We start from the raw sequence: 24,995 nt of genomic DNA, 5'->3' as shown, positions 1-24,995 counted from the left end.
TGGCCGCCACGGCCGCCGCCGCGCTCTCGCTGGCGCTGCCCGTGTGGGCCTCGGCGCTCATCGTGACGGCCGTGCTGTTCGCACTCGCGGGCCTGCTCGCGGCGACCGGCCGCGCCCAGCTGCGCCGCGCAACACCGCCCACGCCCGAGGAGGCCCTCGGCAGCGTCAGGGCCGACGTCGAGGAGATCAAGGAAAGGGCGCACCGATGACGCAGGAGCGGGACAAGGCGGCGCAGGGGCGCGAGGCGGTGGGGGCGAAGGGACCCGATGAACTGCGCCGCGAGATCGAACGGACCCGGAGCGAACTCGGCGACACGGTCGAGGAATTGGCCGGGAAGGCGGATGTGAAGGGACGGGCGCGGGCTCGGGCGGCCGATCTTCGCGACAAGGCGGGGGCGGTCACGGTGCAGCTGCGGAGCAGCGCGGCGCAGGCGGGGCACACGGTCCAGGGGAAGGCGAGCCACGCGGGTCACGCCGTTGAGCACAGCCTGCCCGGTCCGATACGCAGTGCCGTGCAGGTCGGAGTGCGTCATCCCCGGCCCGTGCTGGTTGTCGGCGCGGCGGCGGGGGTCGTGGTCGCGGCGGGGGTGTGGCGGCGTAGGCATGGTGGGCGCTGAGTGACGAGTGGGCGCCGGGGTTGCCCTTGGGTGGGTGACTTCGGCGCCCACTCATGCCCGAGTGACCCCAGCTGCGCGGTCGTCCCCTCACCGAACACTCCAACCGTCTGGACAAAAAAAGTTTTCGGTGAGACGGTGGACCCATGCTGGACGTGACCGTGATCGAGGACCCCGAGGCCGCAGCCGTCTCCCTGGACCCCATAAGGGCCCGGCTGCTCGCCGAGCTGGCGGCCGGACCCGCGTCGGCCGCCATGCTGGCCGGCAAGGTCGGACTGCCCAGACAGAAGGTGAACTACCACCTGAAGGCACTGGAGCGGCACGGCCTGGTCGAGCTGGCCGGTGAACGCCGCAAGGGCAACGTCACCGAGCGGCTGATGCGCGCGACCGCCGCTTCGTACGTCATCTCGCCGCTCGCCCTCGCCTCCGTGCAGCCGGACCCGGACCGCTTCCGGGACCAGCTCTCCGCGCGCTGGCTGCTCGCGCTCGGTGCCCGCCTGGTGCGGGACGTCGGCTCGCTGATCACCGGCGCCGCGAAGGCCCGTAAGCGGTTGGCGACGTACGCGCTGGACGGCGAGGTGCGCTTCGCCTCGGCCGCCGACCGGGCCGCGTTCATCCAGGAGCTGACGGTCGGAGTCGGCGCGCTGATCCGCAAGTACGACGCGCCCGACGCCGAGGGCGGCCGCGACCACCGGATCGTCGTGGCCGTCCATCCCACGGTCAAACCCACGGTCGAGAACCAGCCCGCCCCGGAATTGGATCAGTAGGAGTCAGGAACCCACCATGTCCAAGGAATTCGAGATCGCCCGCGAGTTCGAGGTCGACGCCACGCCGGAACAGGTGTGGGACGCGATCACCAACAACACCGGCGGCTGGCTGTGGCCGTCGGAGCCGCCCGAGCCGCGCGTGGGCGGCAAGGGGGCGATGGGCTCCACGGTCACCGCCTGGGACCCGCCGCACCACTACACCAACCGCACGGAGGACGTCGAGGGCATCTCCGAGCAGACCCTCAACCAGCTCGATTACACCATCGAGCCGCGCGAGGGGGGCCGCCGTGCCTGGGTGCGGTACGTGCACAGCGGGATTCTTGTCGACGACTGGGACAACCAGTACGACGCCGCGGGCCGGCACACCGACTTCTACCTGCACACCCTGCGCCAGTACCTGACGCACTTCGACCGCCGCCCGGTCGCCTTCGCCACCTTCGACGGCCCCGACGCGTCCAAGGCGTCCGGCTCCTTCGCCGCCGTCGGCCGGGCGCTGGGCCTCGCGGACGACACGGCCGTGGGCGCCAGCGTCCAGGCCCGCGGTCCCGAGGGGCGGGTCCTCGATGCCGTAGTGGACTTCCGCAACCCGTATTTCCTCGGGCTGCGCACCGAGGACGCTCTGATCCGCGTCTTCGGGCGTGACCACTGGGGCTACCCGGTCGGCATGAGCGTCCACGACTTCGCGCCCGGCGCCGACGCCAAGGCGGACGAGGACGCCTGGAAGGGCTGGCTGGACGGGGTGTTCAGCCAGCCCTGATCACCATGATCGATTACGGCGTGAACCGCAGCACCTGCGGGTCGTGGTCGCTGATCTGGTCGTTGAACTCCGAGTTGACGTGCACGCTGTCGTACTCGAAGTCGCAGGACCACCGGATCGACGGGCTGACCAGGATCTGGTCGAGGACCTGGGCGTTGCCCTGGTAGACGTACGAGTAACGCTCGCTCTTCGGCAGCGACTTGATCGCCGACCAGAGCGCGCCGTCGTCCTCCAGCAGCTTGGTGGTGCCGGAGAACTCGAAGTCGTTGATGTCGCCGAGGGTGACGACGTCCGCGTTCTTCTGGGTGGCCAGGATCTGCTTGACGAAGGTGTTCACCGCGGTCGCCTGGGCGTGGCGCTGGGTCTCCGAGCTGCGCGTCGGCGGCTGGTACTGCGAGGTCAGGGCCTGGTCGCCGCCCTTGGAGTTGAAGTGGTTGGCGATCACGAAGACCGTACGGCCGCGGAAGACGAACTCGCCGGCCAGCGGCTTGCGGCTGTTGGCCCAGGCGGTGTTCGTCGGGTCGATCCGCCCGGGGGAGACCGTCAGCGCCGCGCGGCCGTGCTCCTTGGTGACGCCGACGGCGGTCGTGGCGTCGCCGCCCGCGCGGTCGGTGAAGGACACCCGCTCCGGGTTGAACAGGAACACCTGGCGGATGTTGCCGCCCGGCTCGCCGCCGTCGGTGTTGTTGGCCGGGTCGACCGAGCGCCAGTCGTACTTCGGGCCGCCGGCCGCGACGATCGCGTCGGTCAGCTTGGTCAGCGTCTGGTCGGCGGCGACCGTGCCGTCGTTCTTCGAGCCGTTGTTGTCCTGGATCTCCTCCAGGGACACGATGTCGGGCGACTGGAGGTTGTGCACGATCGCGGCGGCGTGCTCCTCGAAGGTGGCGTCGGTCGGGTCGAGGTTCTCGACGTTGTACGTCGCGACCGCCAGCTCGCCCCGCTTCTGCTTCTCGGTGGTCTCCCGCTCGAGGCCGCCGCCCTTCAGGGAGCCGATCTTGTTGGCGACGAGGGTGTAGCCGCCGAACTGGTTGTAGTCCAGCGGGCCCGCGGTGGTCCCGGTGAGGGTGTCGCCGACGTTCGCGGTCGGGAAGTCGGCAACCGCGCCGAGGGACTGGATCTGGAGCCGGCCGGTGTTCTGGGAGTCGTAGGAGCCGTAGACCGTGCCGCCGCGGCGGTTGCGGTTCTCCCACGGCTTCACCGTGACCCACAGCTCGGTGAACGGGTCGGTGGCGCCGACCACACGCGTGTCCGAGACCTGGACGTTCATGCCCTCCAGGGACTCGTACCGGTCCAGGGCGTACTTCGACGGCTGGAGGGTCAGGCCGTTGACCGAACCGTTCGCGGCCGCGTCGCCGACCGGTGCGTAGGCGCTCGGCACGGACTTCGCGTCGATGACGGTGGCCGCCGGAACCGCGTTGCCGCTGGAGACGACGGTGACCGTCGGGCGGACGATCTCGGTGAGCGCCTGGTTGCCGGAGGAGGTGCCGCCGGGGACGAACTCCGAGATCGTGCCGGAGACGGTCACGGCGTCGCCGACCGCGACCTTCGGGGTCGAGCCGGTGAAGACGAAGACACCCTCACTGGTGGCCGGGTCGGCGTCCGGGTTCGGGTCCTGGATCCAGAAGCCTCGGGACGAGCCGTAGGTCCGTACGCCGGTGACGATTCCGGTCACGTCCGTGACCTGCTTGCCGGCGTAGGGGGATATCCGGGTCGTGCCCTGGATGTCATGGATGCGCACGGAGTCCGCGTGCGCGGGTGAGGTGAGGACGACGGTCGACGCCGCGGAACAGACGGCGGCGACGGTGAGCGCGGCGAGACGCGCGGAAGACTTGCTCGGCAACGGGATCCCTCCGGGGACGTACATGGGCGCCGGGACGAGGGTGGAGCGTGGAACCGTGGGAGCCGCGACCTGTGGGGCGGTGGCGACGCGCGTAGAAAATACGGTGAACAAGTGTCCGACAGATTTCTACGCGCGTAATCTCCTTCCTGCGCAAGCCACTTGTCAAGGTTTCAGCCATGTACGGGTCCTGTCCGGGAGATGAACCGGGCGGCATGGGTGGAAAGCGGTCTAGGCTGAGCGGCTGAGTGGTACGTCGCGTCCCCTAGGAGAACCAGCCGATGTCAGACAGCTCGCCCCTGCCGCCGGCGCGGCTGCACCCCGAAGCGGAGTTGGCGCGGGACGCGCTGTCCACGCCGCTGCTGTCGAGTGCCGCGCGGCTCGCCCGCTGGGCCGGCCCGGACACCCGGGTCGACGCCGGGGGCGGACTCGTCGACGAGCAGCTGCCGGCGGCGGCCGAGGCACTCGGGCTGAGTGGGGAGGACGCCGCGGCGGACGCGAGCGAGGCCTGGCGGGTCGCCGTCGACACCGGGCTCGTCGAGGTCGTCGACGAGGAAGCGGGCACCGTCGCGGCGGGCGCGGACCTGGCGCTGCTGACCGGCGGTTCGCCGCAGGACGTGCTCGCGGTCTGGCTGGGCGCCCTGGAGACGGTGGTCGCCGACGCGAGTGTGCCGGACCTGGACGACTTGGTGGAGGCCGTGGACACGGGCGACGGGATCGACCTCTCGTCCCTGGACTGGAACCCGGAGGCCGAGTCGGAGTTCCTGGACGGCGTGCTCGGGAACCTGTACCTCCTCACCGTCAACGAGGACGGGCCGGGGGACGGCACCGTGCCGCTGCCCGCGCTGGCCGCGTCCATGATCGTGCCCAGCGACATGGGGGAGCCCACCAACGACATACTGGAGCAGGTGTCCGACGCGATGATGCGCCTCGACGACCAGTTCCGGATGCTGGAGCCGGTCGGGCTGGTGGAGTACCAGCCCGTCGACGAGTCGCTGATGGCAGACGTGGAAGAAGCCGCCGAGGAGCCGTCGGCCCCCGTCGACGAAACCGACGTCTCCCGCTACGGCATGGTGCGGCTGACCCCGCTCGGCCTGTACGGGCTGCGGGCGCGGCTGCTGGAGGCCGGTCTCGAGGCGCCCGCGGTCGGCGACCTCGCGGACAAGGGCGCCGACGCGCTGTTCGACGGGACGGCGACGTTCCCGCCGGCGGCGGCGCAGGCCGAGACCGAGCAGTGGCTGGCACGCCGCGACCCCCTCGCCGCCGCACGCGAGTTGCTGGCGGCCGCGCGCGGCTCGGACACCGGCGCCCCGCTCAGGCGGCTGCACTGCCAGCAGGCACTGTCCCTGGTCGGCGCACAGGCCGAGCCCGCCCTGCGCGAGGTGCTCGACGACGCCGAGCTCGGCGGACTGGCACGGGTCTGGCTGACCGAGCGGGGCGCCACGGACGTGCCGGCGCCGTCCGGGGACATGGTGTTCTGGCTGACCGTCGACACGATCGCCGCACAGCTGGCGGCCGAGGGGAACTCCGAGGAGCTCAGGGCGCTGGTGGAGGGACTGGCCCAGCAGCACAGCGCGTTCTTCACGACGGCCTGGCGGGTCGACCACCCGGCCACCGCGGACGTGCTGGAGGCGATGGGGCGGCTGCATCCGGACAAGAAGATCGCGAAGGAAGCCCGCAAGGCGGCCTTCAAGGCGCGATCGCAGCAAGGGAGTTGAGCGAGAGGGGCCGAGAGGTTCCTTTCGGCCCCCCGGGACGCCGCGTGCGCGTTCATGGAAGCGGACCCGGTGAAGACTCCCGGCGTTCAACCCGCGTTCAGACATGGGCGGGACCGTGGCGCCGACCGAGGTCCGCCACCCTCCACTGGCATACCCACCGTCACAGGAGACACCATGTCGCTCACCCGCAGGGACTTCGCCAGAAAATCCGCGATCACCGGTGCCGGCGTCGCGCTGGCGGGCAGCGTCGGCGCCCTCGCCACCGCTCCCGGAGCCCTCGCGTCCTACGACACCGACAGCGCGGACGAGGAGTCGGCGGACGCCTACGGCGGGGTCGGCTATGGACCCCTGATCCCCGACCCGAAGGGCATCCTCGCGCTGCCCGCCGGGTTCAAGTACCGCATCATCACCTACAGCGGAAAGACCAAGCTGGAGTCGGGCGAGTTCACCCCCTCCAACCACGACGGCACGGCCACCTTCGTCGGCCCGCGCGGCACGACCCTCCTCGTCAACAACCACGAGCTGAAGGGCCCGCGCGCCAACTGGAAGTACCCGGTCCCGCTCACGGAGGGCCTCGTCTACGACCCCGCCGCCTCCGGCGGCTGCACGGTCGTCGAGGTCCGCCCCGACGGACAGGTCGCCGAATGGGTCGGCATCGCCGGTACCTCCACCAACTGCGCGGGCGGCAGCACTCCCTGGGGTACCTGGCTCACCTGCGAGGAGAACTCCGACCGGGCCGGCACCAACGGCATGACCAAGGACCACGGCTACGTCTTCGAGGTCGACCCCGTCGACCGGCGCGCCAACCGCGCCCCCAAGCCGCTGAAGTTCTTCGGCCGCTACGACCACGAGGCCGTCGTCATCGACCCCAAGCGCGGCCACGCCTACCTCACCGAGGACGCCTCCAACCCCAACGGGCTTTTCTTCCGCTGGACCCCGCCCAAGGGCTTCGAGTACGGCCGTGGCAAGTTCCGCACCCTCGCCGACGACGCCGGCGTCCTCCAGGCGCCCAAGTGCTACGACTCCGGCGGCAAGTTCGTCGACGACCTCTCCCGCGCCACGAAGATCGGCACCGTGTACGGCGTGGACTGGGTGGACGTACCCGACCGCGACGCCAAGACGGTCGCCGTGCGCAAGCAGTTCGGCGCCGGCGAGATCACCCGCGCCCGCAAGCTGGAGGGCATGTGGTGGGGCGACGGCGGCGCCTACATCGTCTCCTCGTACGCCCGTGAGGAGAGCCCCGGCGCCGCGCACGACGGCCAGGTCTGGTTCTACGACCCCAAGCGCCGCACGCTGACGCTGAAGGTCCTGCTCGGCGTCAACCCCGACCCGTCCAAGGACGGCGCCTTCGACGGCCCCGACAACATCACCGTCTCCCCGTACGGCGGCCTGATCCTCGCCGAGGACGGCGAGGGCGTCTCGCACCTCTTCGGCGCGACCGACAGCGGCCGCACGTACCCCATCGCCCGCAACGACCTGAACGTCGGCACCGAAGAGGAGCCGGAGTACAGCGAGTTCGCCGGTGTCACGTTCTCGCCGGACGGGCGGACGCTGTTCGCGAACATTCAGGACCCGGGCATTCTGCTGGCGATCACCGGGCCCTGGAAGCGGCAGCGGCGGTAAGGCCGAAAGCGGTAATTAATTCGGTCGCACCGCCGAAGCTGCGCCTCCTACAGTGAGATCACAACATCACGCACCTCCCGGTGCGATGGCAGCGGCTACTTCTCTCTCAAAGAATCCACAGCCGCCGCCGACTTGATCTCGGGAGGCGCAGCTCATGGTGGGTGCCCGGTGCGCAGGCAACGGTTACTTCATTGGATCTGGCGGCTGCGGGTTCGAGTCCCGTCATCGACTTCGGGTCGGTGTAGCTCAATTCGGCAGAGCACCAGGCTAAGTCCGTCGCCGACTCCTGATCTCGGGCACCCTGCTTCTTTGCGCTGCGCTTCCCTCCGAAACCTCTCATGAATTCGGGGGAATTCAGCATGGCGCGATTCAACGCCCGGACGGCCAAGGCCCGGCCGACCTCGCGGGTGACGTCGACGGGCCGGGTGCTCCGTACCTACGAGGGCGGCCGCGGCCGCGAGCGAGACGCGCGCTCCGAGCTTTTCCTGTTGTCGATTTCCCACTTCGTCTCGCAGCAGACCTTCTACGAGACCGGCGCCGCCCGCGACGACCGGTTCGCCACGCTCGTGCGCGAGCTCGCCGTCAGCGACCCGGAGTGGACGGCCGGCCTGCTCGGCTGGCTGCGCGGCGAGGGCAACCTCCGTACGGCCGCGGTCGTGGGCGCCGCCGAGTACGTGAAGGCGCGACTGGAGGCCGGGGCGACCGAAGGTCCGGCGAACCGGCAGGTCGTCGCCTCCGTACTCCAGCGTCCCGACGAGCCCGGCGAGCTGCTCGCGTACTGGACCGCGATGTACGGCCGCAACGTCCCGAAGCCCGTGAAGCGCGGCATCGCCGACGCCGTACGGCGCCTGTACAGCGGCAAGTCGCTGCTGAAGTACGACACCGCGTCGAAGGGCTACCGCTTCGGCGACATCCTCAATCTCGTGCACGCGGCCCCGGACCCGGACAAGCCGTGGCAGGGCGACCTCTTCCAGTACGCCCTCGACCGCCGGCACAACCCGGACACGGCCGTGCCGCCCGCGTCGAACCGGACGCTGGTCGCCCATCGTGAGCTGATGGCGCTGCCGGTCGAGGAGCGGCGCGCGGTGGTCACGTCCGAGGGCGGTGCCGAGCGGCTCGCGGCGGCCGGGATGACCTGGGAGGCGCTGGCGGGCTGGCTGCAGGGGCCGATGGACAAGGCGGCCTGGGAGGCGGTGATTCCATCGATGAGTGCGATGGCATCGACCCGCAACCTGCGGAACTTCGACGAGGCCGGTGTCTCGGACGAGGTGGCCGCCCAGGTCGCGGCGAAGATCAGCGACCCGGCACAGGTCGCGCGCTCGCGGCAGTTCCCCTTCCGGTACCTCGCCGCGTACCAGCACGCGCCGTCGCTGCGCTGGGCGTACCCGCTGGAGCAGGCGCTCGGTCACTCGCTGGGCAACGTGCCCGCGCTGCCCGGCCGGACGCTGGTGCTCGTCGACCGCTCGGGCTCGATGTTCCACTCGCGGCTGTCGGACCGCTCGGAGCTCGACCGGGCCGACGCGGCGGCGATCTTCGGTACGGCGCTCGCGCTGCGGGCGGCGGACGCGGATCTCGTAGAATTCGGGACATCGAGCAATCGCGTGAGGTTCCGCACGGGCGAGTCCGTGCTGAAGGTCCTCGGCCGCTTCGGCGACCTGGGCGGCACCGACACGACCGAGGCGGTGCGTCGGCACTACAAGAAGCACGACCGGGTGCTGATCGTCACCGACGAGCAGTACGCGTTCAACCGCCACGGCGACCCGACCGAGCAGGTCCCGGCCGACGTGCCGGTCTACACCTGGAACCTGGCCGGGTACCGGGCGGGCCACGGCCCGTCGGGGAAGGGGAACAGGCACACCTTCGGAGGGCTGTCGGACGCCGCTTTCCGGATGGTGCCGCTGCTCGAGGGCGCTCGGGACGCCGACTGGCCCTGGACCTCCTGAGTACCGGCATCTAACATTTCAGTTCATGGAGGCCATCCGACCCGTCCCCCGCACCCTGCTCAGGGACCGCGCCTACGCCTCGATCCGGGACGCCATCGTCTCCGGGGAGATCGAGCCCGGCGCGGTCGTCCGGGACGCCGACCTGGCCGAGCAGCTCGGGCTGTCCCGGGCGCCGGTGCGTGAGGCCTTCGCGCGGCTGGTGGACGAGGGGCTGCTGGAGAGCAAGCCGCAGAGCTACACGCGGGTCACCCGGGTCGTGGCCGCCGACGTACGGGACGCGGCGGCCGTGGTCGGGGCCATGCACGAGCTGGTGACGCGGGTCGCCGTACCCCGGTTGTTCGCCGCCGACATCGAGGCGATGCGCGAGGCCAACGAGTGCTTCGCGACGGCCGTCGACGCGGGCGACGTGGACGCGGCCCTGCACGCCGACGACGACCTCCACGACGTGCTGGTCCGGGTGAGCGGCAACCACGCCGCCGCCGCGACCATCACGCGCTACACCCCGCTCATCCGCCGGCTGGAGCGACGGCGCTTCGGCGAGGGCGGCAACTGCCGTTCGGCCGGCCTGCACGATCAGCTCATCGAGGCCTGCGCGGCGGGTGACGTGGACGAGGCGGTCCGTGTCACCGCGGAGATCTGGCGAGGCCTGGAAGGGCTCGCCGAGCCCGACTGACCCGGGAGGACCCATGTCCCTTTCCTCGCCTCTCTCTTCGTACGACCGTTACCCCCTCCTCTTCGGGCCGTCGCCCGTGCATCCCCTGGAGCGGCTCACCGAACACCTCGGCGGCGCCGCCCTCTGGGCCAAGCGCGAGGACTGCAACTCCGGTGTCGCGTACGGCGGCAACAAGACGCGCAAGCTGGAGTACCTGATCGCCGACGCGCTCGCGAAGGGCTGCGACACGCTCGTGTCGATCGGCGGAGTGCAGTCGAACCACACCCGGCAGGTCGCCGCCTGCGCCGCCCGCGCCGGGCTCAAGTGCGTGCTGGTACAGGAGAGTTGGGTGGAGTGGCCCGACGCCGTGTACGACAAGGTCGGCAACATCCTGATCAGTCGGCTCGCCGGCGCCGACGTACGGCTGGTGAGGGCCGGCTTCGGAATCGGGTTCAAGGAGAGCTGGGAGCAGGCGCTCAGGGAGGTCGAGGAGGGAGGCGGGAAGCCGTACGCCATTCCCGCCGGAGCCTCCGACCATCCGCTCGGCGGTCTCGGGTTCGCCGGGTGGGCCTTCGAAGTGGCCGAGCAGGAGCGGGAGTTGGGGGTCTTCTTCGATACCGTGGTCGTGTGCTCGGTGACCGGGTCCACCCAGGCCGGCATGGTCGCCGGGTTCCGCGCGCTGGAGGAGGCGGGCGGGCGGACGCGGCGCGTGATCGGCATCGACGCGTCGGCGGAGCCCGCCCGCACCCGGGCGCAGATCGCGCGGATCGCGCACAACACCGGACAACTCATTGGCGTAGAGAAGGAGTTGACGGGGGCAGACGTCGAGCTCGACGAGCGGTATCACGCGGGGACGTACGGGATCCCGGACGAGACGACCCTGGAGGCGATGCGGCTCGCGGCCCGTACCGAGGGGATGGTCACCGATCCCGTGTACGAGGGAAAGTCGATGGCCGGAATGATCGACCTGGTGGCGCGCGGGGAGATCGGCCGGGACTCCACCGTGCTCTACGCCCACCTCGGCGGGCAGCCCGCGCTCAACGCGTACAGCGCGCTGTTCTGACCTAGTGCCCCGGCAGGCAACGTTTGCCCGTTAAGGAGCGCCCGCCGCGCAGCGGCCAAAGACCGCAGCCGGTGCGTGCTCTCGGCGTGCCGGCCGGAAGGCTCCGTCGATGGACCGGACGTACTTGGGCTTTCGGCCGGTGCGGCAAGTGGGGGTACCTCCCACGCCCTTAAGGCAGTGGGGGAGCGTGCCGGGCGTCGCGACGGGGCGAACGTTGCCTGCCGGGGCACTAGCCCCGGGGGTACGCGCCGCGGTGGCCGGATACAGTGCTGAGCGTGTGGGCCGACGACCAGCGGCGGGAGCCGCGTATCGACCTGCCTGACGGCCCGCGCCGCCGGGCCACCATCCACGATGTCGCCCAGTTGGCGGGAGTGTCGCGCCAGACGGTCTCCCGGGCGGTCAACGACAAGGGCGAGATCGACCCGGCGACGAAGGAGCGGGTGCTGGAGGCGGCCCGCCTGCTGGACTACCGGCCGAGCCGGTTCGCGCGGGGCCTCGTCCGCAAGGGGGCCGGTGACGGCCGGCCTGGTGATCCCGGATCTGATGAACCCGTTCTTCCCCGAGGTGGCCGCCGGAGTGCTGGAGGCCGCCGAGCAGCGCGGGTGGCAGGTGGTGGTGTGGGACTCCCGTACCGACGACGTCCGGGAGCGGGAGGCGCTCGATGTGCTGTCCCATCAGGCGGACGCGGTCGTGGGCTACTTCAAGAACGAGGACGACGTCCTCGCCCGGCACCTCGGCGGCGTACCGCTGGTGCTGCTGGAACGCGGCCCGCAGCAGACCCGGTTCGCGGCCGTCGGCATCGACGCCGCCGCCGGATTGGAGCAGGGCATCGCCCATCTGGTCCGCGCCGGGCACTGCAGGATCGGCATGCTGGACGGCGACCGGCTCGAATCCATCGGTCCGCGGCGGGAGGCGTTCCTCGCCGAGGTCCGGCGGCACGGTCTGCCCGTCGACGACGGCTGGATCGTGCTGTGCCCCGAGCACAGCGTCGCGGGCGGCGAGGCGGGCATGGAGCGACTCCTGGACGCCCGGCCCGAGATGACGGCGGTGTTCGGCTTCAACGACCTGATCGCCGTCGGCGCGATGCGCGCCGCCCGGCGCCGTGGCCGACGGCTCCCCGACGACCTGGCGGTCATGGGCTTCGACGGACTCTCCCTGGGCGAGCTGGTGGAGCCCGCCCTGACCACCCTGCACCTCGACAAACGACAGCTGGGACGGCTGGCCGTCGAGCAGGTGGCCCGACTGCGCGCGGGCGAGGAGCCGCTGAGCGGCGCGGACGCGTGGGTGATCCCGGAGCTGGTGGTGCGGGCTTCCGCGTGACGACCACGTCAGCACCCGCCTGATCCCGTCGACACCGCTGAAAGAGCGTCAGTACATTGCCGATGTACGTCCCTTGACACTGGTTTTCGGCCGCCCCGATACTCGACGGCAACGTTCGCGTGAACGCTCACGGACCCCCCGAAGACGCTGTTGGCCGAGCCCGGGATCCCTGCCGACATCGTTGTCCTATCTCCCCCCAACCTCTTCGGCACCCTGATGGCCACGTACATGATCCCCGCGCAGCTGTCGCTGGTGCCGCAGTTCGTCACCATGGCCGAGTTCGGCTGGGCCGGCACGCTGAAGGCACTGATCATTCCCGGTGCGGCCAACGCCTTCGGCATCTTCTGGATGCGCCAGTACGCGCAGAACTCCCTGCCCGACGAACTGCTCGACGCCGGACGGATCGACGGCGCGGGCTTCTTCCGGCTCTACTGGCAGGTCGCCGTGCCGCTCTTCCGGCCCGCGCTCGCCTTCCTCGGCATCTTCACCTTCATCAGCATCTGGAACGACTACATCTGGCCGCTGGTCGTCATGGTCAACCCCGACCGGCTCACCTGATCATGCAGGCCGGTGCGGGCCGGTATGGACCCTTTTGTTGCGCTGTAGGATTCGGAGAGGGTCCCCGGTCCGCGAGGAGTATCTGGATGGCGCAGGTCAGGCCCATGCGGGCGGACGCCCGGCGCAACCACGAGCGGTTGCTGGCGGTGGCGGCCGAGGCGTTCGCCGAGCACGGGGAGAACGCGTCCCTCGACGACATCGCCAAGCGGGCTGGCGTCGGCTCCGGCACGCTGTACCGGCACTTCCCGACGCGGCAGGCACTGCTGGAGGCGGCGTACCTGGACCGGATCGAGGCGCTCGCGGCGCGAGCCGACGACATCGCGGCGCAGCTGTCGCCGGGTGAGGCGCTCGTGGAGTGGCTGAACGAACTCAGCGCCGGCATGATCCAGGTCCGCGGGCTGAAGGCCCTGCTCGGGTCCGCCGTCACGGACGGCAGCCCGGCCATGGTCACCGCCTGCGGCGACTCCCTCAAGAGCGCGGCGGCGCGGCTGGTCGGGGCGGCGCAGGAGGAGGGGACGCTACGGCGGGACGTCGACCCGATCGACGTCCTGCGCCTGGCCCACGGGGTCGCGACGGCGTCGGAGCTGGCGGACGGGGAGGGGACGCACATCCGCCGGTACCTGGAGTTGCTTACGGAGGGATTGCGGCCCTGAAGGTTCGTCGCCCGGCGGCCCTGTTGTCTGCGCGCCCAGGCCGGGGTAGCCGGCATCGGCGAGGATCTCCCTCGCGGGCCCGGCGCCGGCCCCTCCCGTTTTGTCAGGGCTTTCGCGGGTACTCCGACCCGCCTGTGGTGTCCGACCAGCACAGGAGGCGAGAACGATCGACACCCCGGCCCGCAGGACGGCACACCGGTACACGGACGTCGACGGAATCCGCGTCTTCTACCGTGAGGCCGGCCCCCCGGACGCCCCGGCCGTACTGCTCCCGCACGGCTATCCGTCCTCCTCGTTCCAGTTCCGCGCCCTCATGCCGGCTCTCGCCGACCGGTGGCGGCTCGTCGCGCCCGACTTCCCCGGCTTCGGCTACAGCGACACCCCCGACCCGGCCGGCTTCTCGTACACCTTCGACGGGTACGCCGACTTCCTGGAGCGGTTCACCGCCGCGTTGACGCTCCGGCGGTATGCCCTCTACCTGCACGACTACGGCTCACAGATCGGGCTGCGGCTGGCGATGCGCGCACCGGAGCGGGTCGCGGCCCTCGTGATCCAGAACGGGGACATCTACGAGGACGAGCTCGGCCCGAAGTACAAGACCCTCAAGGAGTACTGGGACCACCCGACGCCCGACGGGCGGGCACGGCTGCTGGAGGCCGTGACCGAGGAGGGGATGCGCGAGGAGTTCGTCGGCGAGATCGACGAGCGGCTCGTCGATCGGATCAGCCCCGATCTGTGGAAGCTGTCCTGGCCACTGCTGGCCTCCTCGCGGCGCCGCGAGATCATGGTCGGGCTGATGGAGGGCCTACGGGGGAACCTCGACTGGTTCCCGAAGTACCAGAGGTACCTGCGGGAGCATCGTCCTCCGACCCTGATCGCCTGGGGACCTCAGGACGGCTATATGCCCGAGGGCGCCGCACGCGCCTACCTGCGCGACCTTCCGGACGCCGAACTGCACCTGCTCGATGGCGGGCACTGGCTGCTGGAGACCCACCTGGAGGAGGTTGTCGCCCTGGTGCGGGACTTCCTCGGCAGGGTGCATGCCCAGCAGCCGGCCCTGTAGTGGTTCCTTGGGATCCGGGGCTCCGGCTACAGCGCCTGGGCGGCCGGCTTCACCATCCCCCGCACGGTGCGGGACTTCACGAAGTCGCCCATCGCCGTCATCTCCCACTCGCCGGTGAACTGCTTGATCAACTTCGCCATCATCACGCCCGTCTGCGCCTCGGCGTTGGTGAGGTCGAAGCGGACGAGCTCCTCGCCGGTCGCGGCGTCCAGGAGGCGGCAGTAGGCCTTGGCGACCTCGGTGAACTTCTGGCCGGAGAAGGAGTTGACGGTGAAGACCAGGCCGGTGACGTCCTGCGGGAGGCGGCCGAGGTCGACAACGATCACCTCGTCGTCGCCACCGCCCTCGCCGGTGAGGTTGTCGCCGGAGTGCTTGATCGCGCCGTTCACGATGGACAGCTTGCCGAAGTAGCAGCTGTCGATGTGGTTGCGCTGCGGGCCGTAGGCGATGACCGAGGCGTCCAGGTCGATGTCCTTGCCGCGGTACGCGGGCTCCCAGCCAAGGCCCATCTTGACCTGGGAGAGCAGGGGGCGACCGCCCTTGACCAGGGAGACGGTCTGGTTCTTCTGGAGGCTGACCCGGCCCTTGTCGAGGTTGATCTTTCCGGCGCCGGGAGCGGGCGGGGCCGGGGGAGCGGCGGGCGCCGGGGGTGCGGCGATGCGCGGGTCCATCGACGGGGCCGGCGGGGCCACCGGGGTCTGCAGGGTGGGCGCGGGCGGCGGGGGCGCGGCGACCGGCTGGGCCGGGGCGGCGGGGGCCGGTTCCTCCACGGAGACGCCGAAGTCGGTGGCGATGCCCGCGAGGCCGTTTGCGTAACCCTGGCCGACCGCGCGGGCCTTCCAGGCGCCGTTGCGGAGGTAGATCTCCACGATGACGAGTGCCGTCTCGGTGCCGAGCTGCGGGGGCGTGAAGGTGGCCAGGACGCTGTTGTCGTCCGCGTTGCGGATGGTGGCCGTGGGTTCGACGCCCTGGAAGGTCTGGCCCGCGGCGTCCGGGCTGGCGGTGACCACGATCTTCTCGATGCCCGGGGGGACGGCGGCGGTGTCGACCGTGATCGCGTCGGGGGACGAGCCGCCGCCGGAGCGGTAGGTCACGCCGGGGCCGGCGGGCTGGTTGTAGAAGATGAAGTCGTCGTCGGAGCGCACCTTGCCGTCGGCGGTGAGCAGCAGGCCCGATACGTCGAGCCGCACGGGGGCGGCGACGTCCACCGTGACGCGGGCGGCGGAGAGAGGGATGTTCGAGCCGGGGGTCATAGCTGTCATGCCCGGTTGAACGAGCGAGGGCGTTTTACCGTTCCCTTACCGACGGCCAATCGGGGCGGGGCGGTCAGCGGCTGTTGCGGGGGTGGGCGCGGGCGGTGCGTTCGTTGCCGCGTTTGTAGTTTCCGGTCCAGCGGGCCATGACGAGTTGAGGGTCGCCGGATGCCACCTCGGTGAGGAACTGTGCGGCTCGGGGGCCGCGGAGGGTTGTGGCGGGGTGGGCGTGGTGCGTTATCCGCACGGTGCCGTCGGAGTGCTCGGCGTATGAGAATCCCTGGGGGCGGGGCATGCCGGGGATGGTAGAGGTCTGGTGGGGGGTGGGCCCTGGGGTTTTTCGCCCCCGCCGCCCCTACCCGTCCCATCCCCAGGGGCGCTGCCCCTTCGACCCCGCCAGGGGGCTCCGCTCCCTGGACCCCCGGACCTTGCCCACCCAACCACCCGTCTCGGCACCTCGAGAGGTGGACCACCGGGGCGGACGTCACCTGGCAGCTGACCGAGTCGGGCGGGTGGGCAATGGCCCGGCGCCGACTCCTACGGCACCACCACGATCTTCCGGCCCACCCCCGCCGCGAACTGCTCCAGCGCCTCCGGGTACCGCTCCAGTGGGATGCGGTCGCTGATGAAGATCTCGGGGTCGAGGACACCGTTCGCGAACAGTTCCGCCGCTCGCTCGAAGCTGTGGAGGACCGCCATGGAGCCCGTGATGGTGATTTCTTGGTTGTAGATGCGGTACGGGTCGATCGTGACCCGGGTTGCGTAGTCGGCGACCCCGAACTGCAGGAACGTCCCCGCCTTCGCCACCCGGTCCAGGCCGTCCTGGATCGCCGCCGCGTTGCCGGTCGCGTCGATCACCAGGTCCCAGCCTTGCGGGCGGTCCAGTTCGTCGGGGTTCGCGGCCGACGCCGAGACGCCCAGGCGGCGGGCTGTCTCCAGGCGGGACGGGTTGATGTCCACCATGTCCACGCTCGCCGCTCCGGTCCGCTTGGCGAGTTCCAGCATCATCAGGCCCATCGTCCCCGAGCCGTAGATCAGGACGTGGGCGCCGAGGCGTGACTGCAGGACGTCGTAGCCGCGTACCGCGCAGGACAGGGGTTCCACCAGCGCCGCGTCCTCGGTGCGGACGTGCTCGGGCAGCCGTACGCAGTTCGCGACCGGGGCCACCGCGTAGCGTGCCGCGCCGCCCGCCGTCGTCACGCCGATCGCCGCCCAGCGTTCGCAGAGGTTGTTGTGGCCCGTACGGCAGTACCGGCACTCGTAGCAGTACAAGGACGGGTCCACCGCCACCCTGTCGCCCACCGACAGCTCCGTGACCTGGGTCCCCACCCCGACCACCTCGCCCGCGAACTCGTGCCCCGGCACGATCGGCAGCTTGGGCGCGAACTCGCCCTGGAGGATGTGGAGATCCGTGCCGCAGAGGCCGCATGCGGCGACTTCCACGACGACCTCGCGCGGGCCCGGCGTCGGGTCCGGGACCTCTGCGACGACGGCACGGCCCACGGACTCGATGACGGCGGCCTTCATTTCACGGCTCCCAACGACAGGCCCTGGACCAGCTTGTCCTGGGCGGCGAACCCCGCGGCGAGCACCGGCAGGGAGATGACGAGCGACGCGGCGCACACCTTCGCCAGGAAGAGGCCCTGGCTGGTGATGAAGCCGGTCAGGAAGACGGGGGCTGTTTCCGCTACCACGCCGGTCAGCACCCGGGCGAAGAGCAGTTCGTTCCAGCTGAAGATGAAGCAGATCAGGGCCGTGGCGGCGATGCCGGGCAGCGCGATGGGGGCCACCACGCGCGCGAGGATCGTCGGCAGGCGTGCGCCGTCCACGCGGGCCGCCTCGATGATCGCCACCGGGACCTCGGCCAGGAAGGACTGCATCATCCACACCGCGATCGGCAGGTTCATGGAGGTGTAGAGGATGACCAGCAGCCAGATGTTGTCCAGCATGTCGGTGTTCTTGGCGAAGAGGTAGATCGGCAGCAGGCCCGCCACCGCCGGCAGCATCTTCGTCGACAGGAAGAAGAACAGGACGTCCGTCCATTTCTTCACCGGGCGGATCGAGAGTGCGTATGCCGCCGGGAGGGCCAGCAGCAGCACGAAGAGCGTCGACGCCACCGAGGCCACCGTCGAGTTGATCAGCGCGGGCCAGGGACTCGCGCCGCCGCCCGTGCCGAAGAACTCGCGGTAGCCGTCCAGGGTCAGGGCGGCGGTGAAGGACGGCGGGTTGGTGGCCGCGTCCTCCTCCGAGTGGAAGGACGTCAGGGCCATCCAGGCGATGGGCAGGAAGAAGACGATTCCCGCCAGCCAGGCCACCAGGCCCAGGCCCGCTCCCTTACGACGGCCGCGCACGCGGTTTTGTACGGCGATGGCGCTCATGCCCGGGACACCTCCTCGCGGAACAGGGACGACACCACGCGCAGCGCGAAGGTCGCGATGATGATCGAGCCGATGACCACCAGGACGCCGGCGGCCGAGGCGAGGCCGTTCTCATGGGCCTGGTAGAAGCTCTGGTAGACGGTGTAGGGCAGGTTCGCCGTGCCCAGGCCGCCGGATGTGATCGTGAAGACGGCGTCGAAGTTCTGGACGATGTAGATCGAGCCCAGCAGGGCGCCCAGTTCCAGGTAGCGGCGCAGATGAGGGAGCGTCAGGTAGAGGAAGATCTGCCAGTCGCTCGCGCCGTCCACCCGCGCGGCCTCCATCTGCTGCTGGTCGCGGCTCTGCAGGCCGGCCAGCAGGATCAGCATCATGAACGGGGTCCACTGCCAGACCAGCGATGCTTCGACCGCGAGCAGCGGGGTGTTGGAGATCCAGTCCGGCTGTGGGCCGCCCACATAGTGCAACAGCCCATTGAGCAGGCCGTATTCGGGGTTGTAGAGCACATGCTTCCAGAGCAGGGCCGCCGCGACGGGGACCACCAGGAAGGGCGCGATGAGAAGGGTGCGGACCACGCCCCGGCCGCGGAACTTCCGGTCGAGCAGCAGCGCCAGGGCCAGGCCCAGGATCAGGCTGACCATCACCACCGCGACCGTCAGCAGGACCGTGGTCCACGCGGACTGGCGCAGGTCCGCGTCGGTCAGCACCTGGCGGTAGTTCTCGAAGCCGGTGAAGTGGCGGGCGTCGGGGTAGAGGGCGTTCCAGTCGAAGAAGGAGATCACCAGCGTGGCCACGAACGGGAGCTGGGTGACCACGACCATGAAGATCAGGGCGGGAAGCAGGGGGGCCCGGGTGGCCCAGGCGCGCAGCCGGGCGGGGGGCTGCTTCACGGTGTGTACGGCAGTGGTGGCCACAGGGGCCGTTGTCGTCGCGGTCATCGTCCCTCGTACTCCTCGGAGATCCGCTCGGCGAGCTGCTGGGACTTCTTCAGGGCCGACTCGACGGACTGGCGTCCGGCGATGGCCGCGCTGATCTCCTGGGAGACCTTGGTGCCGAGATCGGTGAACTCGGGGATGCCGACGAACTGGATGCCGGGCGCGGGGCGCGGCTGTACGCCGGGGTCGTTGGGCCGGGCCCCCTCGATGGCCTCCTTGGTCATCTCCTGGAAGGCGGCGGCCTCTTTGACGTAGGCGGGATTCGTGTACGTCGAGGCGCGCTTGCCCGCCGGGACGTTGGACCAGCCGATCTCGTCGCCGACCAGCTGCTCGTACTGCTTGCTGGACGCCCAGGAGACGAACTTCCAGGCCTTGTCGTGGTTGCGGGACGCCTTCTGGATGCCCCAGGCCCAGGTGTAGAGCCAGCCGGAGGACTTGGTCTGCTCGACGGGTGCGGGGGCGTAGCCCAGCTTGCCCTTGACGGGGGAGCTCGCCGCCTCCAGGGAACCGGCCGCGGAGGTGGCGTCGTACCACATGGCGACCTTGCCCTGGGTCATGTTGTTCAGGCACTCGGCGAAGCCGGACTGGGCGGCGCCGGACTCGCCGTGCTTGCGGACCAGGTCGACATAGAACTTCGTCGCCTTCTCGAAGCCGGGGGAGTCGAGCTGTGCCTTCCAGTTCTTGTCGAACCAGGTGCCGCCGAAGGTGTTCACGACCGTGGTGAGCGGTGCCATCACCTCGCCCCAGCCCGGCAGACCGCGCAGACAGATGCCCTTCATGCCCGGCTCGGCGCCGTCGACCTTCGCGGCGAGGTCGGCCACCTGGGTCCAGGTGGGGTGGGCGGGCATCGTCAGGCCCTGCTTCGCGAACACGTCCTTGCGGTACATCAGGAAGGACGACTCGCCGTAGAAGGGCTGGCCGTAGAGCTTGCCGTCGTCGCCGGTGAGGGACTGGCGCATCGGCGTGAGGACGTCCTGTTCGTCGTACGCCGGGTCCTTGGCGACGTAGGAGTTCATCTCCTCCAGCCAGCCGTTGCGGGCGTAGATCGGTATCTCGTAGTTGGACAGGGTGGCCACGTCGTACTGGCCGGCCTGGTTGGCGAAGTCCTGGCTGATCTTGTCGCGGACGTCGTTCTCGGGCAGCACGGTGAAGTTGACCTTGATGCCGGTCTCTTCGGTGAAGCGGGGGGCGAGCTTTTGCAGCTCTGTCATCTGGGGGTTGTTGACCATCAGGACGTTGATCGAATTGCCGCCCGATCCGGCCCCGCCGGCTCCGACCCAGCAGCCGGAGAGCAGCGGGGCGAGCAGCGTCCCTACGGCGGCCATGGCGAGCGTGGCTCGCGAGGGCCGTCGTCGGCTCTGGGTTCGCATGGATCGCTCCTGGACGTAGGGGAGATAGAGGTGGAGATGGACGTGGAGGCAGCCGTATGGGGAGATATGGGGCGCCGTTCGGCAAAGGGCGCCGTATGAAGTGGGTGAGCGGTTTTCAGACCCGGATGACCTGCGGTCCCAGCAGGGAGTAGCGATGGGCCTCGGCCGTCGGAAGCAGCGTGCTCGTGACGATCGTTTCGAGCGCGCCGACCTCGGCGAACCGGCAGAAGCTGACCGCTCCGAACTTGGTGTGCACGCCCGCGAAGACCGTGCGGCGCGCGGCCCGGATGGCCTGCGCCTTGACCTCGCTGACCGCGGGGTCGGGGGTGGTCAGGCCGTGTTCGCGGGAGATGCCGTTGGCGCCGATGTAGGCCAGGTCGACGACGAAGCCGGCCAGCATCTTCGTCGTCCAGTGATCGACCGTCGCCAGGGTGCCGGAGCGGACCCGGCCACCGAGCAGCAGGACCGAGATGCCGTCGGCCTCGGCCAGCGTACCCGCGACCGGCAGGGACGCGGTGACCACGGTCAGCGGCCGGTCCCTGGGCAGCGCCTCGGCGATGAGCTGCGGGGTGAAGCCCTCGTCGACGAAGACGGTCTCGGCGTCGCCGAGCAGCTCGGCGGCCGCGGCCGCGATCCGGCGCTTCTCGGGGACGTGGCTGGTGGCCCGGAAGGCGAGCGTCGTCTCGAAGCCGGCGCTCTCCACGGGATAGGCGCCGCCGTGGGTGCGGCGGACCAGGCCGTGGTCCTCCAGGGCGCGCAGATCCCGTCGTACGGTCTCCTTGGCCACGCCCAGCTCGGCGGCGAGCGCGGTGACGTCGACCGAGCCGGTGGCGCGCGCGGCCCGCACGATCTCCCGCTGTCGTTCTTCCGCCGTTCTGGGGGTCATGGCCGTCACCCGCTTCCGTGCTGCGCTTTCTCATGGCTCGTTCGCCTCAGGGGCTCACGATGCCCGTTCGGGCCCGGTGGGGCCCTGGGGGAAAGTTCTACAGCGGGTGTGCGGGACTGACCAGGCCTGTTGCGGGTCCGATACTGCCCGTGTGTGCCCGATTGCGGCGGGCTGTGCCCGCCTCGGACCTGCGCGGCTGCGTGTTCGACCGTGAGATCGGGCAGTGCGGGTGCCCGAATGCGGCGGCGGGCGGGCCCGTTCGGTGCCCGCCCGCCGCGGCGAACGTCTGTTTTCCGCCGTGGTGGGACGGCGGTCGGCCGGATCAGTACGGCCAGACAGTACGGCCAGATCAGTACGGCCGGATCAGTACGGCCAGATCGGCGGGTCGCTGACGAAGTGGCCGCCGAGATAGGCGTGCGCCACGTTCTCCGGGTCCAGCTCGCCCTGCTCGGCGATCAGCTTCTCGGCGTACGGCTCGGAGTCGTCCCGCGGTTCGTAGCCGAGGGCCCGCGCGGTGGTCAGGTCCCACCACAGGCGGGTGTTGGCGGAGGAGCCGTAGACGACGGTGTGGCCGACGCTCTCGGCGGTGAGGGCGGCGTGGAAGAGGCGGGCGCCGTCGGCGGGGCTCATCCACACCGAGAGCATCCGCACGCTGGTCGGCTCGGGGAAACAGGAGCCGATGCGGACGGACACGGTCTCCAGGCCGTGCTTGTCCCAGTAGAACTGCGCGAGGTCCTCGCCGAAGGACTTGGACAGGCCGTAGAAGGTGTCCGGGCGGCGCGGGGTGTCGATGGGGATGAGGGCGCTCGCGTCGAAAGGCGCCTCGCCCTGGGGGCGCGGGGTGAAGCCGACGGCGTGGTTGGAGGAGGCGAAGACGATCCGCCGGATGCCCTCCTCGCGCGCGGCCTCGTACAGGTTGTAGGTGCCCTCGATGTTCGCCTTGAGGATCTTCTCGAAAGGGGCTTCCAGGGAGATGCCCGCGAGGTGGATGATCGCGTCGACGCCCCGCACGGCCTCGCGCACGGCGTCCTTGTCGGCGAGGTCCGCGACGAGCGCGTCCGGCTCACCCTCGATGGGGCGCAGGTCGAGGAGGCGCAGCTCGTAGCCGTGGTCGGGGAGCAGGTCCCGCATCAGGGTGCCGAGCCCGCCGGCGGCGCCGGTGAGCAGAACGGTGCGGGGAGCGGGCATCCTCGGTCTCCTTGAGTCAACGGCCGCATGCATGGATCACATTCACATGCGTGGACACGCTAGGGATGGTGGCCGTATCCCGTCAAGTGTGGCCCGGAGCCGGAAAATCCGCTTCTGTGATGCGCGTTTGTCCGCTTGACCGGCCCTGAGGGGGCTCCCTAGGGTGGAGGCGTTCATACATGTAGATGCAAGTCATAAACGTGAGCGCCTGTTCTAGGGAGAGCCCGTGACGTCAGCCCCCCTCGCCGCTCGACTCGGCATCCCCAGCGGGCCGCTGTTCTTCCCCGTCACCGCCTACGGCCCCGACGGCGAGGTCGACCTCGACGCCTACCGCGCGCACGTGCGCCGCGGGGTCGAGTCCGGGGCCGCCGCCGTCTTCGCGTGCTGCGGCACCGGCGAGTTCCACGCGCTGGCTCCGGAGGAGTTCGAGCGTTGCGTGCGGGCGGCCGTGGAGGAGACGGCGGGCCGGGTGCCGGTCGTCGCGGGCGCCGGATACGGCACCGCGCTCGCCGTGCGGTACGCGCGGCTCGCCGAGGCGGCCGGGGCGGACGGGCTGCTCGCCATGCCGCCGTATCTCGTGGTCGCCGGACAGGACGGGCTGCTGCGGCACTACCGGGAGGTGGCCGCGGCGACCTCGCTGCCGGTGATCGTCTACCAGCGCGACAACGCCGTCTTCACCCCCGAGACCGTCGTCGAGCTGGCCCGCACGGACGGGATCATCGGCTTCAAGGACGGACTCGGCGACCTGGATCTGATGCAGCGGATCGTGAGCGCCGTCCGCACCGAGGTCCCCGGCGACTTCCTCTACTTCAACGGGCTGCCGACCGCCGAGCAGACCCAGCTCGCCTACCGCGGCATCGGCATCACGCTCTACTCCTCCGCCGTCTTCTGCTTCGCCCCGGAGATCGCCCTCTCCTTCTACGAGGCCCACAAGACCGGCGACGACGCCACCGCGCACCGCCTGCTCGACGGCTTCTACCGCCCCTTCGTCGAACTGCGCGCCCAGGGCCGCGGCTACGCCGTCGCCCTCGTCAAAGCCGGTGTGCGGCTGCGTGGACTCGACGTGGGGGAGGTCCGGCCCCCGCTGCACGAGCCGAGCGAGGATCATGTCAAGCAGCTCGCTCAGATCATCGAGCGCGGGTACGCGCTGCTGGACGAGAACAAGTGACGGCGGAGTACCCGTGAGGGTGCAGCACCAGTGAAGGCGGAGAACAAGTGAAGGCGTCGACTTTCGTCTACCCCTGGGACGTCAACGGGGACCCGGAGGCCGCGGGGCGCATAGCCGCGCTCGGCGTGCGGCAGGTGACGCTCGCCGCCGCCTATCACTCCACGCGCGCCCTGACCCCCCGCCACCCGCGCCACCGCATCGTCACCGCCGAACACGCGGCCGTGCTGTATCCCACGGACGACCGGTGGGAGGGGCGGGAGCTGCGCCCGTACGCGGCCGGTGACTGGGCGCCCGGGGACGCCTTCGGCGAGGCGGCGGCGGCGCTCGCGGACGCCGGTCTGGAGGTGCACACCTGGGTCGTCCTCGCGCACAACTCCCGGCTGGGCGCCGAACACCCCGGCACCTCGGTCGTCAACGCCTACGGCGACCGCTACCCGTGGGCCCCCTGCATCGCGCAGCCCGCCACGCGCGCGTACCTCGTCGACCTCGCCGCCGAGGCGGCCGTACGGCCCGGAGCGCACGGCACCGAGCTGGAGTCCCTCGGCTGGTACGGACTCCAGCACCTGCACGCCCACGACAAGACCGGCGGGGTCGCCCTCGGGGACGCCGGCATGTACCTGATGGCCCTCTGCTTCTGCCCGACCTGCCGGGAGGGGTACGGCAGCCAGGGCCTGGACGCCGATGAGCTGGCCGCCGCCGTACGCGGGGCGCTGGAGCCGCTGTGGCGGGGCGCGCCCGAGGAAGACGGTTGGACCGGCGTCGAGAAGCTGCTCGGCGAGGCGAACGCGGCCGCCACGCGCGCGTGGCGCGACGAAACCGCCCGCACACTCCAGGAGGCGGCGGTCGCGGCGGTCCGCGCGGCCGCGCCCGAGGGCTTCCAGGTGCTGCTGCACGCCGACCCCGTGACGTACCACGTCGGCGCGAATCCGGGCGTCGACCCCGCGCACATCCTGTCCGTCGCGGACGGCGTGGTCGTGCCGTGCGCGGGCGGCCCCGGCCTGCTGACGCCCTTCGCGCGGCAGCGGCGGGAAGGCGCCGTCATCGCCGCCAACCTCGGTGTGGTCTCGGGCATGGGCGGCAGCCCGGGCACGGTCGCGGCGGACGCCGCGCGGGCCCGGGAGCTCGGAGCGACGGAGGTGCGGCTGTATCACGCCGGGTTGGCGTCGGACGCCGACCTGGAGGCGGTGCGCAAGGGGCTCAGCGGGCTCTGAGCCGACGTCGGCAGCTGGGCCCGTCGTTCGGGCGGGGTTCGG

General features: G+C 70.6%; 22 protein-coding genes and 2 pseudogenes. 15 read left to right on the top strand and 9 right to left on the bottom strand.

What is annotated here, in order from left to right:
- From CLM62_RS51775 to CLM62_RS23175, 4 genes are all read left to right on the top strand, one after another.
- On the top strand, positions 1-209 hold a 209-nt coding region (locus CLM62_RS51775), incomplete at its 5' end, for a phage holin family protein (RefSeq protein ID WP_257004023.1).
- The gene (locus CLM62_RS23185) at positions 206-616 is read left to right on the top strand and encodes a DUF3618 domain-containing protein (RefSeq protein WP_095751833.1); all 411 of its coding nucleotides are present in this window, start codon (positions 206-208) and stop codon (positions 614-616) included. The genes CLM62_RS51775 and CLM62_RS23185, both read left to right, overlap by 4 nt.
- Before the next feature lie 143 nt (positions 617-759).
- Positions 760-1,380 carry a helix-turn-helix domain-containing protein gene (locus CLM62_RS23180; RefSeq protein WP_095751832.1) on the top strand — a complete coding sequence of 207 codons (621 nt, stop codon included), beginning with the start codon at positions 760-762 and terminating at the stop codon, positions 1,378-1,380.
- 16 nt (positions 1,381-1,396) lie between these two features.
- Positions 1,397-2,137: an SRPBCC domain-containing protein gene (locus CLM62_RS23175; protein ID WP_095751831.1), complete on the top strand. Its 741-nt coding sequence runs from the start codon at positions 1,397-1,399 to the stop codon at positions 2,135-2,137.
- A gap of 13 nt (positions 2,138-2,150) precedes the next feature.
- Here CLM62_RS23175 and CLM62_RS23170 read toward each other — a convergent pair whose 3' ends face one another.
- Positions 2,151-3,977, bottom strand: coding sequence for an endonuclease/exonuclease/phosphatase family protein (locus tag CLM62_RS23170; protein ID WP_095751830.1), 1,827 nt, complete (start codon positions 3,975-3,977; stop codon positions 2,151-2,153).
- 278 nt (positions 3,978-4,255) lie between these two features.
- Here CLM62_RS23170 and CLM62_RS23165 point away from each other — a divergent pair, with 278 nt between their 5' ends.
- The 9 genes and pseudogenes from CLM62_RS23165 (at position 4,256) to CLM62_RS23125 (ending at position 14,567) form a co-directional block, all read left to right on the top strand.
- A complete protein-coding gene (locus tag CLM62_RS23165) occupies positions 4,256-5,692 on the top strand; it encodes a hypothetical protein (RefSeq protein ID WP_095751829.1) in 1,437 nt (478 codons plus the stop codon).
- Positions 5,693-5,866: 174 nt separating this feature from the next.
- The gene (locus tag CLM62_RS23160; protein WP_095751828.1) at positions 5,867-7,315 is read left to right on the top strand and encodes an alkaline phosphatase PhoX; all 1,449 of its coding nucleotides are present in this window, start codon (positions 5,867-5,869) and stop codon (positions 7,313-7,315) included.
- A gap of 359 nt (positions 7,316-7,674) precedes the next feature.
- A complete protein-coding gene (locus CLM62_RS23155; protein ID WP_095751827.1) occupies positions 7,675-9,258 on the top strand; it encodes a TROVE domain-containing protein in 1,584 nt (527 codons plus the stop codon).
- 25 nt (positions 9,259-9,283) lie between these two features.
- Positions 9,284-9,931: a GntR family transcriptional regulator gene (locus tag CLM62_RS23150; protein ID WP_095751826.1), complete on the top strand. Its 648-nt coding sequence runs from the start codon at positions 9,284-9,286 to the stop codon at positions 9,929-9,931.
- A 13-nt stretch (positions 9,932-9,944) separates the two neighbouring features.
- Complete coding sequence (locus CLM62_RS23145; protein WP_095751825.1) at positions 9,945-10,973, top strand: 1-aminocyclopropane-1-carboxylate deaminase; 1,029 nt, start codon at positions 9,945-9,947, stop codon at positions 10,971-10,973.
- 275 nt (positions 10,974-11,248) lie between these two features.
- Positions 11,249-12,293: pseudogene (locus CLM62_RS23140) on the top strand (LacI family DNA-binding transcriptional regulator).
- A 201-nt stretch (positions 12,294-12,494) separates the two neighbouring features.
- A pseudogene (locus tag CLM62_RS23135) lies at positions 12,495-12,848 on the top strand (carbohydrate ABC transporter permease); the annotation flags it as partial.
- Positions 12,849-12,937: 89 nt separating this feature from the next.
- On the top strand, positions 12,938-13,504 hold the full coding sequence (locus CLM62_RS23130) for a TetR/AcrR family transcriptional regulator (RefSeq protein WP_095751824.1): 567 nt from the start codon (positions 12,938-12,940) through the stop codon (positions 13,502-13,504).
- Positions 13,505-13,604: 100 nt separating this feature from the next.
- A complete protein-coding gene (locus tag CLM62_RS23125; RefSeq protein WP_218835616.1) occupies positions 13,605-14,567 on the top strand; it encodes an alpha/beta hydrolase in 963 nt (320 codons plus the stop codon).
- Between the two features lie 26 nt (positions 14,568-14,593).
- Here CLM62_RS23125 and CLM62_RS23120 read toward each other — a convergent pair whose 3' ends face one another.
- The 8 genes from CLM62_RS23120 to CLM62_RS23085 all read right to left on the bottom strand — a co-directional run bounded on the left by CLM62_RS23120 (position 14,594) and on the right by CLM62_RS23085 (position 22,574).
- A complete protein-coding gene (locus CLM62_RS23120; protein ID WP_095751823.1) occupies positions 14,594-15,820 on the bottom strand; it encodes a TerD family protein in 1,227 nt (408 codons plus the stop codon).
- A gap of 73 nt (positions 15,821-15,893) precedes the next feature.
- Complete coding sequence (locus CLM62_RS23115; protein ID WP_095751822.1) at positions 15,894-16,115, bottom strand: hypothetical protein; 222 nt, start codon at positions 16,113-16,115, stop codon at positions 15,894-15,896.
- A 242-nt stretch (positions 16,116-16,357) separates the two neighbouring features.
- Positions 16,358-17,347, bottom strand: a complete 990-nt coding sequence (locus CLM62_RS23110) for a zinc-dependent alcohol dehydrogenase family protein (RefSeq protein ID WP_095751821.1) — start codon at positions 17,345-17,347, stop codon at positions 16,358-16,360.
- On the bottom strand, positions 17,344-18,198 hold the full coding sequence (locus tag CLM62_RS23105) for a carbohydrate ABC transporter permease (protein WP_095751820.1): 855 nt from the start codon (positions 18,196-18,198) through the stop codon (positions 17,344-17,346). Before CLM62_RS23105 ends, CLM62_RS23110 begins: the two co-directional genes overlap by 4 nt.
- Positions 18,195-19,133: a carbohydrate ABC transporter permease gene (locus tag CLM62_RS23100; protein WP_095751819.1), complete on the bottom strand. Its 939-nt coding sequence runs from the start codon at positions 19,131-19,133 to the stop codon at positions 18,195-18,197. The genes CLM62_RS23105 and CLM62_RS23100 overlap by 4 nt, the downstream gene beginning before the upstream one ends.
- Positions 19,130-20,500: a sugar ABC transporter substrate-binding protein gene (locus CLM62_RS23095; protein ID WP_095751818.1), complete on the bottom strand. Its 1,371-nt coding sequence runs from the start codon at positions 20,498-20,500 to the stop codon at positions 19,130-19,132. The genes CLM62_RS23100 and CLM62_RS23095 overlap by 4 nt, the downstream gene beginning before the upstream one ends.
- 115 nt (positions 20,501-20,615) lie before the next feature.
- Positions 20,616-21,386, bottom strand: a complete 771-nt coding sequence (locus CLM62_RS23090; protein ID WP_095751817.1) for a DeoR/GlpR family DNA-binding transcription regulator — start codon at positions 21,384-21,386, stop codon at positions 20,616-20,618.
- Between the two features lie 363 nt (positions 21,387-21,749).
- Positions 21,750-22,574: an NAD(P)-dependent oxidoreductase gene (locus tag CLM62_RS23085; protein WP_095751816.1), complete on the bottom strand. Its 825-nt coding sequence runs from the start codon at positions 22,572-22,574 to the stop codon at positions 21,750-21,752.
- A 226-nt stretch (positions 22,575-22,800) separates the two neighbouring features.
- Here CLM62_RS23085 and CLM62_RS23080 point away from each other — a divergent pair, with 226 nt between their 5' ends.
- Both CLM62_RS23080 and CLM62_RS23075 read left to right on the top strand, forming a co-directional pair.
- The gene (locus tag CLM62_RS23080; protein ID WP_095751815.1) at positions 22,801-23,742 is read left to right on the top strand and encodes a 5-dehydro-4-deoxyglucarate dehydratase; all 942 of its coding nucleotides are present in this window, start codon (positions 22,801-22,803) and stop codon (positions 23,740-23,742) included.
- 47 nt (positions 23,743-23,789) lie between these two features.
- Positions 23,790-24,953: a hypothetical protein gene (locus CLM62_RS23075; RefSeq protein ID WP_095751814.1), complete on the top strand. Its 1,164-nt coding sequence runs from the start codon at positions 23,790-23,792 to the stop codon at positions 24,951-24,953.
- The last annotated feature ends 42 nt before the right edge of the window (positions 24,954-24,995 follow it).

This window comes from Streptomyces sp. SA15 (genome assembly GCF_002291145.1).
Classification (GTDB): Bacteria; Actinomycetota; Actinomycetes; order Streptomycetales; family Streptomycetaceae; genus Streptomyces.
This window is presented reverse-complemented; position numbering and strand designations above follow the sequence as displayed.

Coding starts and splice junctions, on each gene's coding strand:
- CLM62_RS23185 (WP_095751833.1), top strand. CDS start 206: ATGACGCAGGAGCGGGACAAGGCGGCGCAGGGGCGCGAGGCGGTGGGG.
- CLM62_RS23180 (WP_095751832.1), top strand. CDS start 760: ATGCTGGACGTGACCGTGATCGAGGACCCCGAGGCCGCAGCCGTCTCC.
- CLM62_RS23175 (WP_095751831.1), top strand. CDS start 1,397: ATGTCCAAGGAATTCGAGATCGCCCGCGAGTTCGAGGTCGACGCCACG.
- CLM62_RS23165 (WP_095751829.1), top strand. CDS start 4,256: ATGTCAGACAGCTCGCCCCTGCCGCCGGCGCGGCTGCACCCCGAAGCG.
- CLM62_RS23160 (WP_095751828.1), top strand. CDS start 5,867: ATGTCGCTCACCCGCAGGGACTTCGCCAGAAAATCCGCGATCACCGGT.
- CLM62_RS23155 (WP_095751827.1), top strand. CDS start 7,675: ATGGCGCGATTCAACGCCCGGACGGCCAAGGCCCGGCCGACCTCGCGG.
- CLM62_RS23150 (WP_095751826.1), top strand. CDS start 9,284: ATGGAGGCCATCCGACCCGTCCCCCGCACCCTGCTCAGGGACCGCGCC.
- CLM62_RS23145 (WP_095751825.1), top strand. CDS start 9,945: ATGTCCCTTTCCTCGCCTCTCTCTTCGTACGACCGTTACCCCCTCCTC.
- CLM62_RS23130 (WP_095751824.1), top strand. CDS start 12,938: ATGGCGCAGGTCAGGCCCATGCGGGCGGACGCCCGGCGCAACCACGAG.
- CLM62_RS23120 (WP_095751823.1), bottom strand. CDS start 15,820: ATGACCCCCGGCTCGAACATCCCTCTCTCCGCCGCCCGCGTCACGGTG.
- CLM62_RS23115 (WP_095751822.1), bottom strand. CDS start 16,115: ATGCCCCGCCCCCAGGGATTCTCATACGCCGAGCACTCCGACGGCACC.
- CLM62_RS23110 (WP_095751821.1), bottom strand. CDS start 17,347: ATGAAGGCCGCCGTCATCGAGTCCGTGGGCCGTGCCGTCGTCGCAGAG.
- CLM62_RS23105 (WP_095751820.1), bottom strand. CDS start 18,198: ATGAGCGCCATCGCCGTACAAAACCGCGTGCGCGGCCGTCGTAAGGGA.
- CLM62_RS23100 (WP_095751819.1), bottom strand. CDS start 19,133: ATGACCGCGACGACAACGGCCCCTGTGGCCACCACTGCCGTACACACC.
- CLM62_RS23095 (WP_095751818.1), bottom strand. CDS start 20,500: ATGCGAACCCAGAGCCGACGACGGCCCTCGCGAGCCACGCTCGCCATG.
- CLM62_RS23090 (WP_095751817.1), bottom strand. CDS start 21,386: ATGACCCCCAGAACGGCGGAAGAACGACAGCGGGAGATCGTGCGGGCC.
- CLM62_RS23085 (WP_095751816.1), bottom strand. CDS start 22,574: ATGCCCGCTCCCCGCACCGTTCTGCTCACCGGCGCCGCCGGCGGGCTC.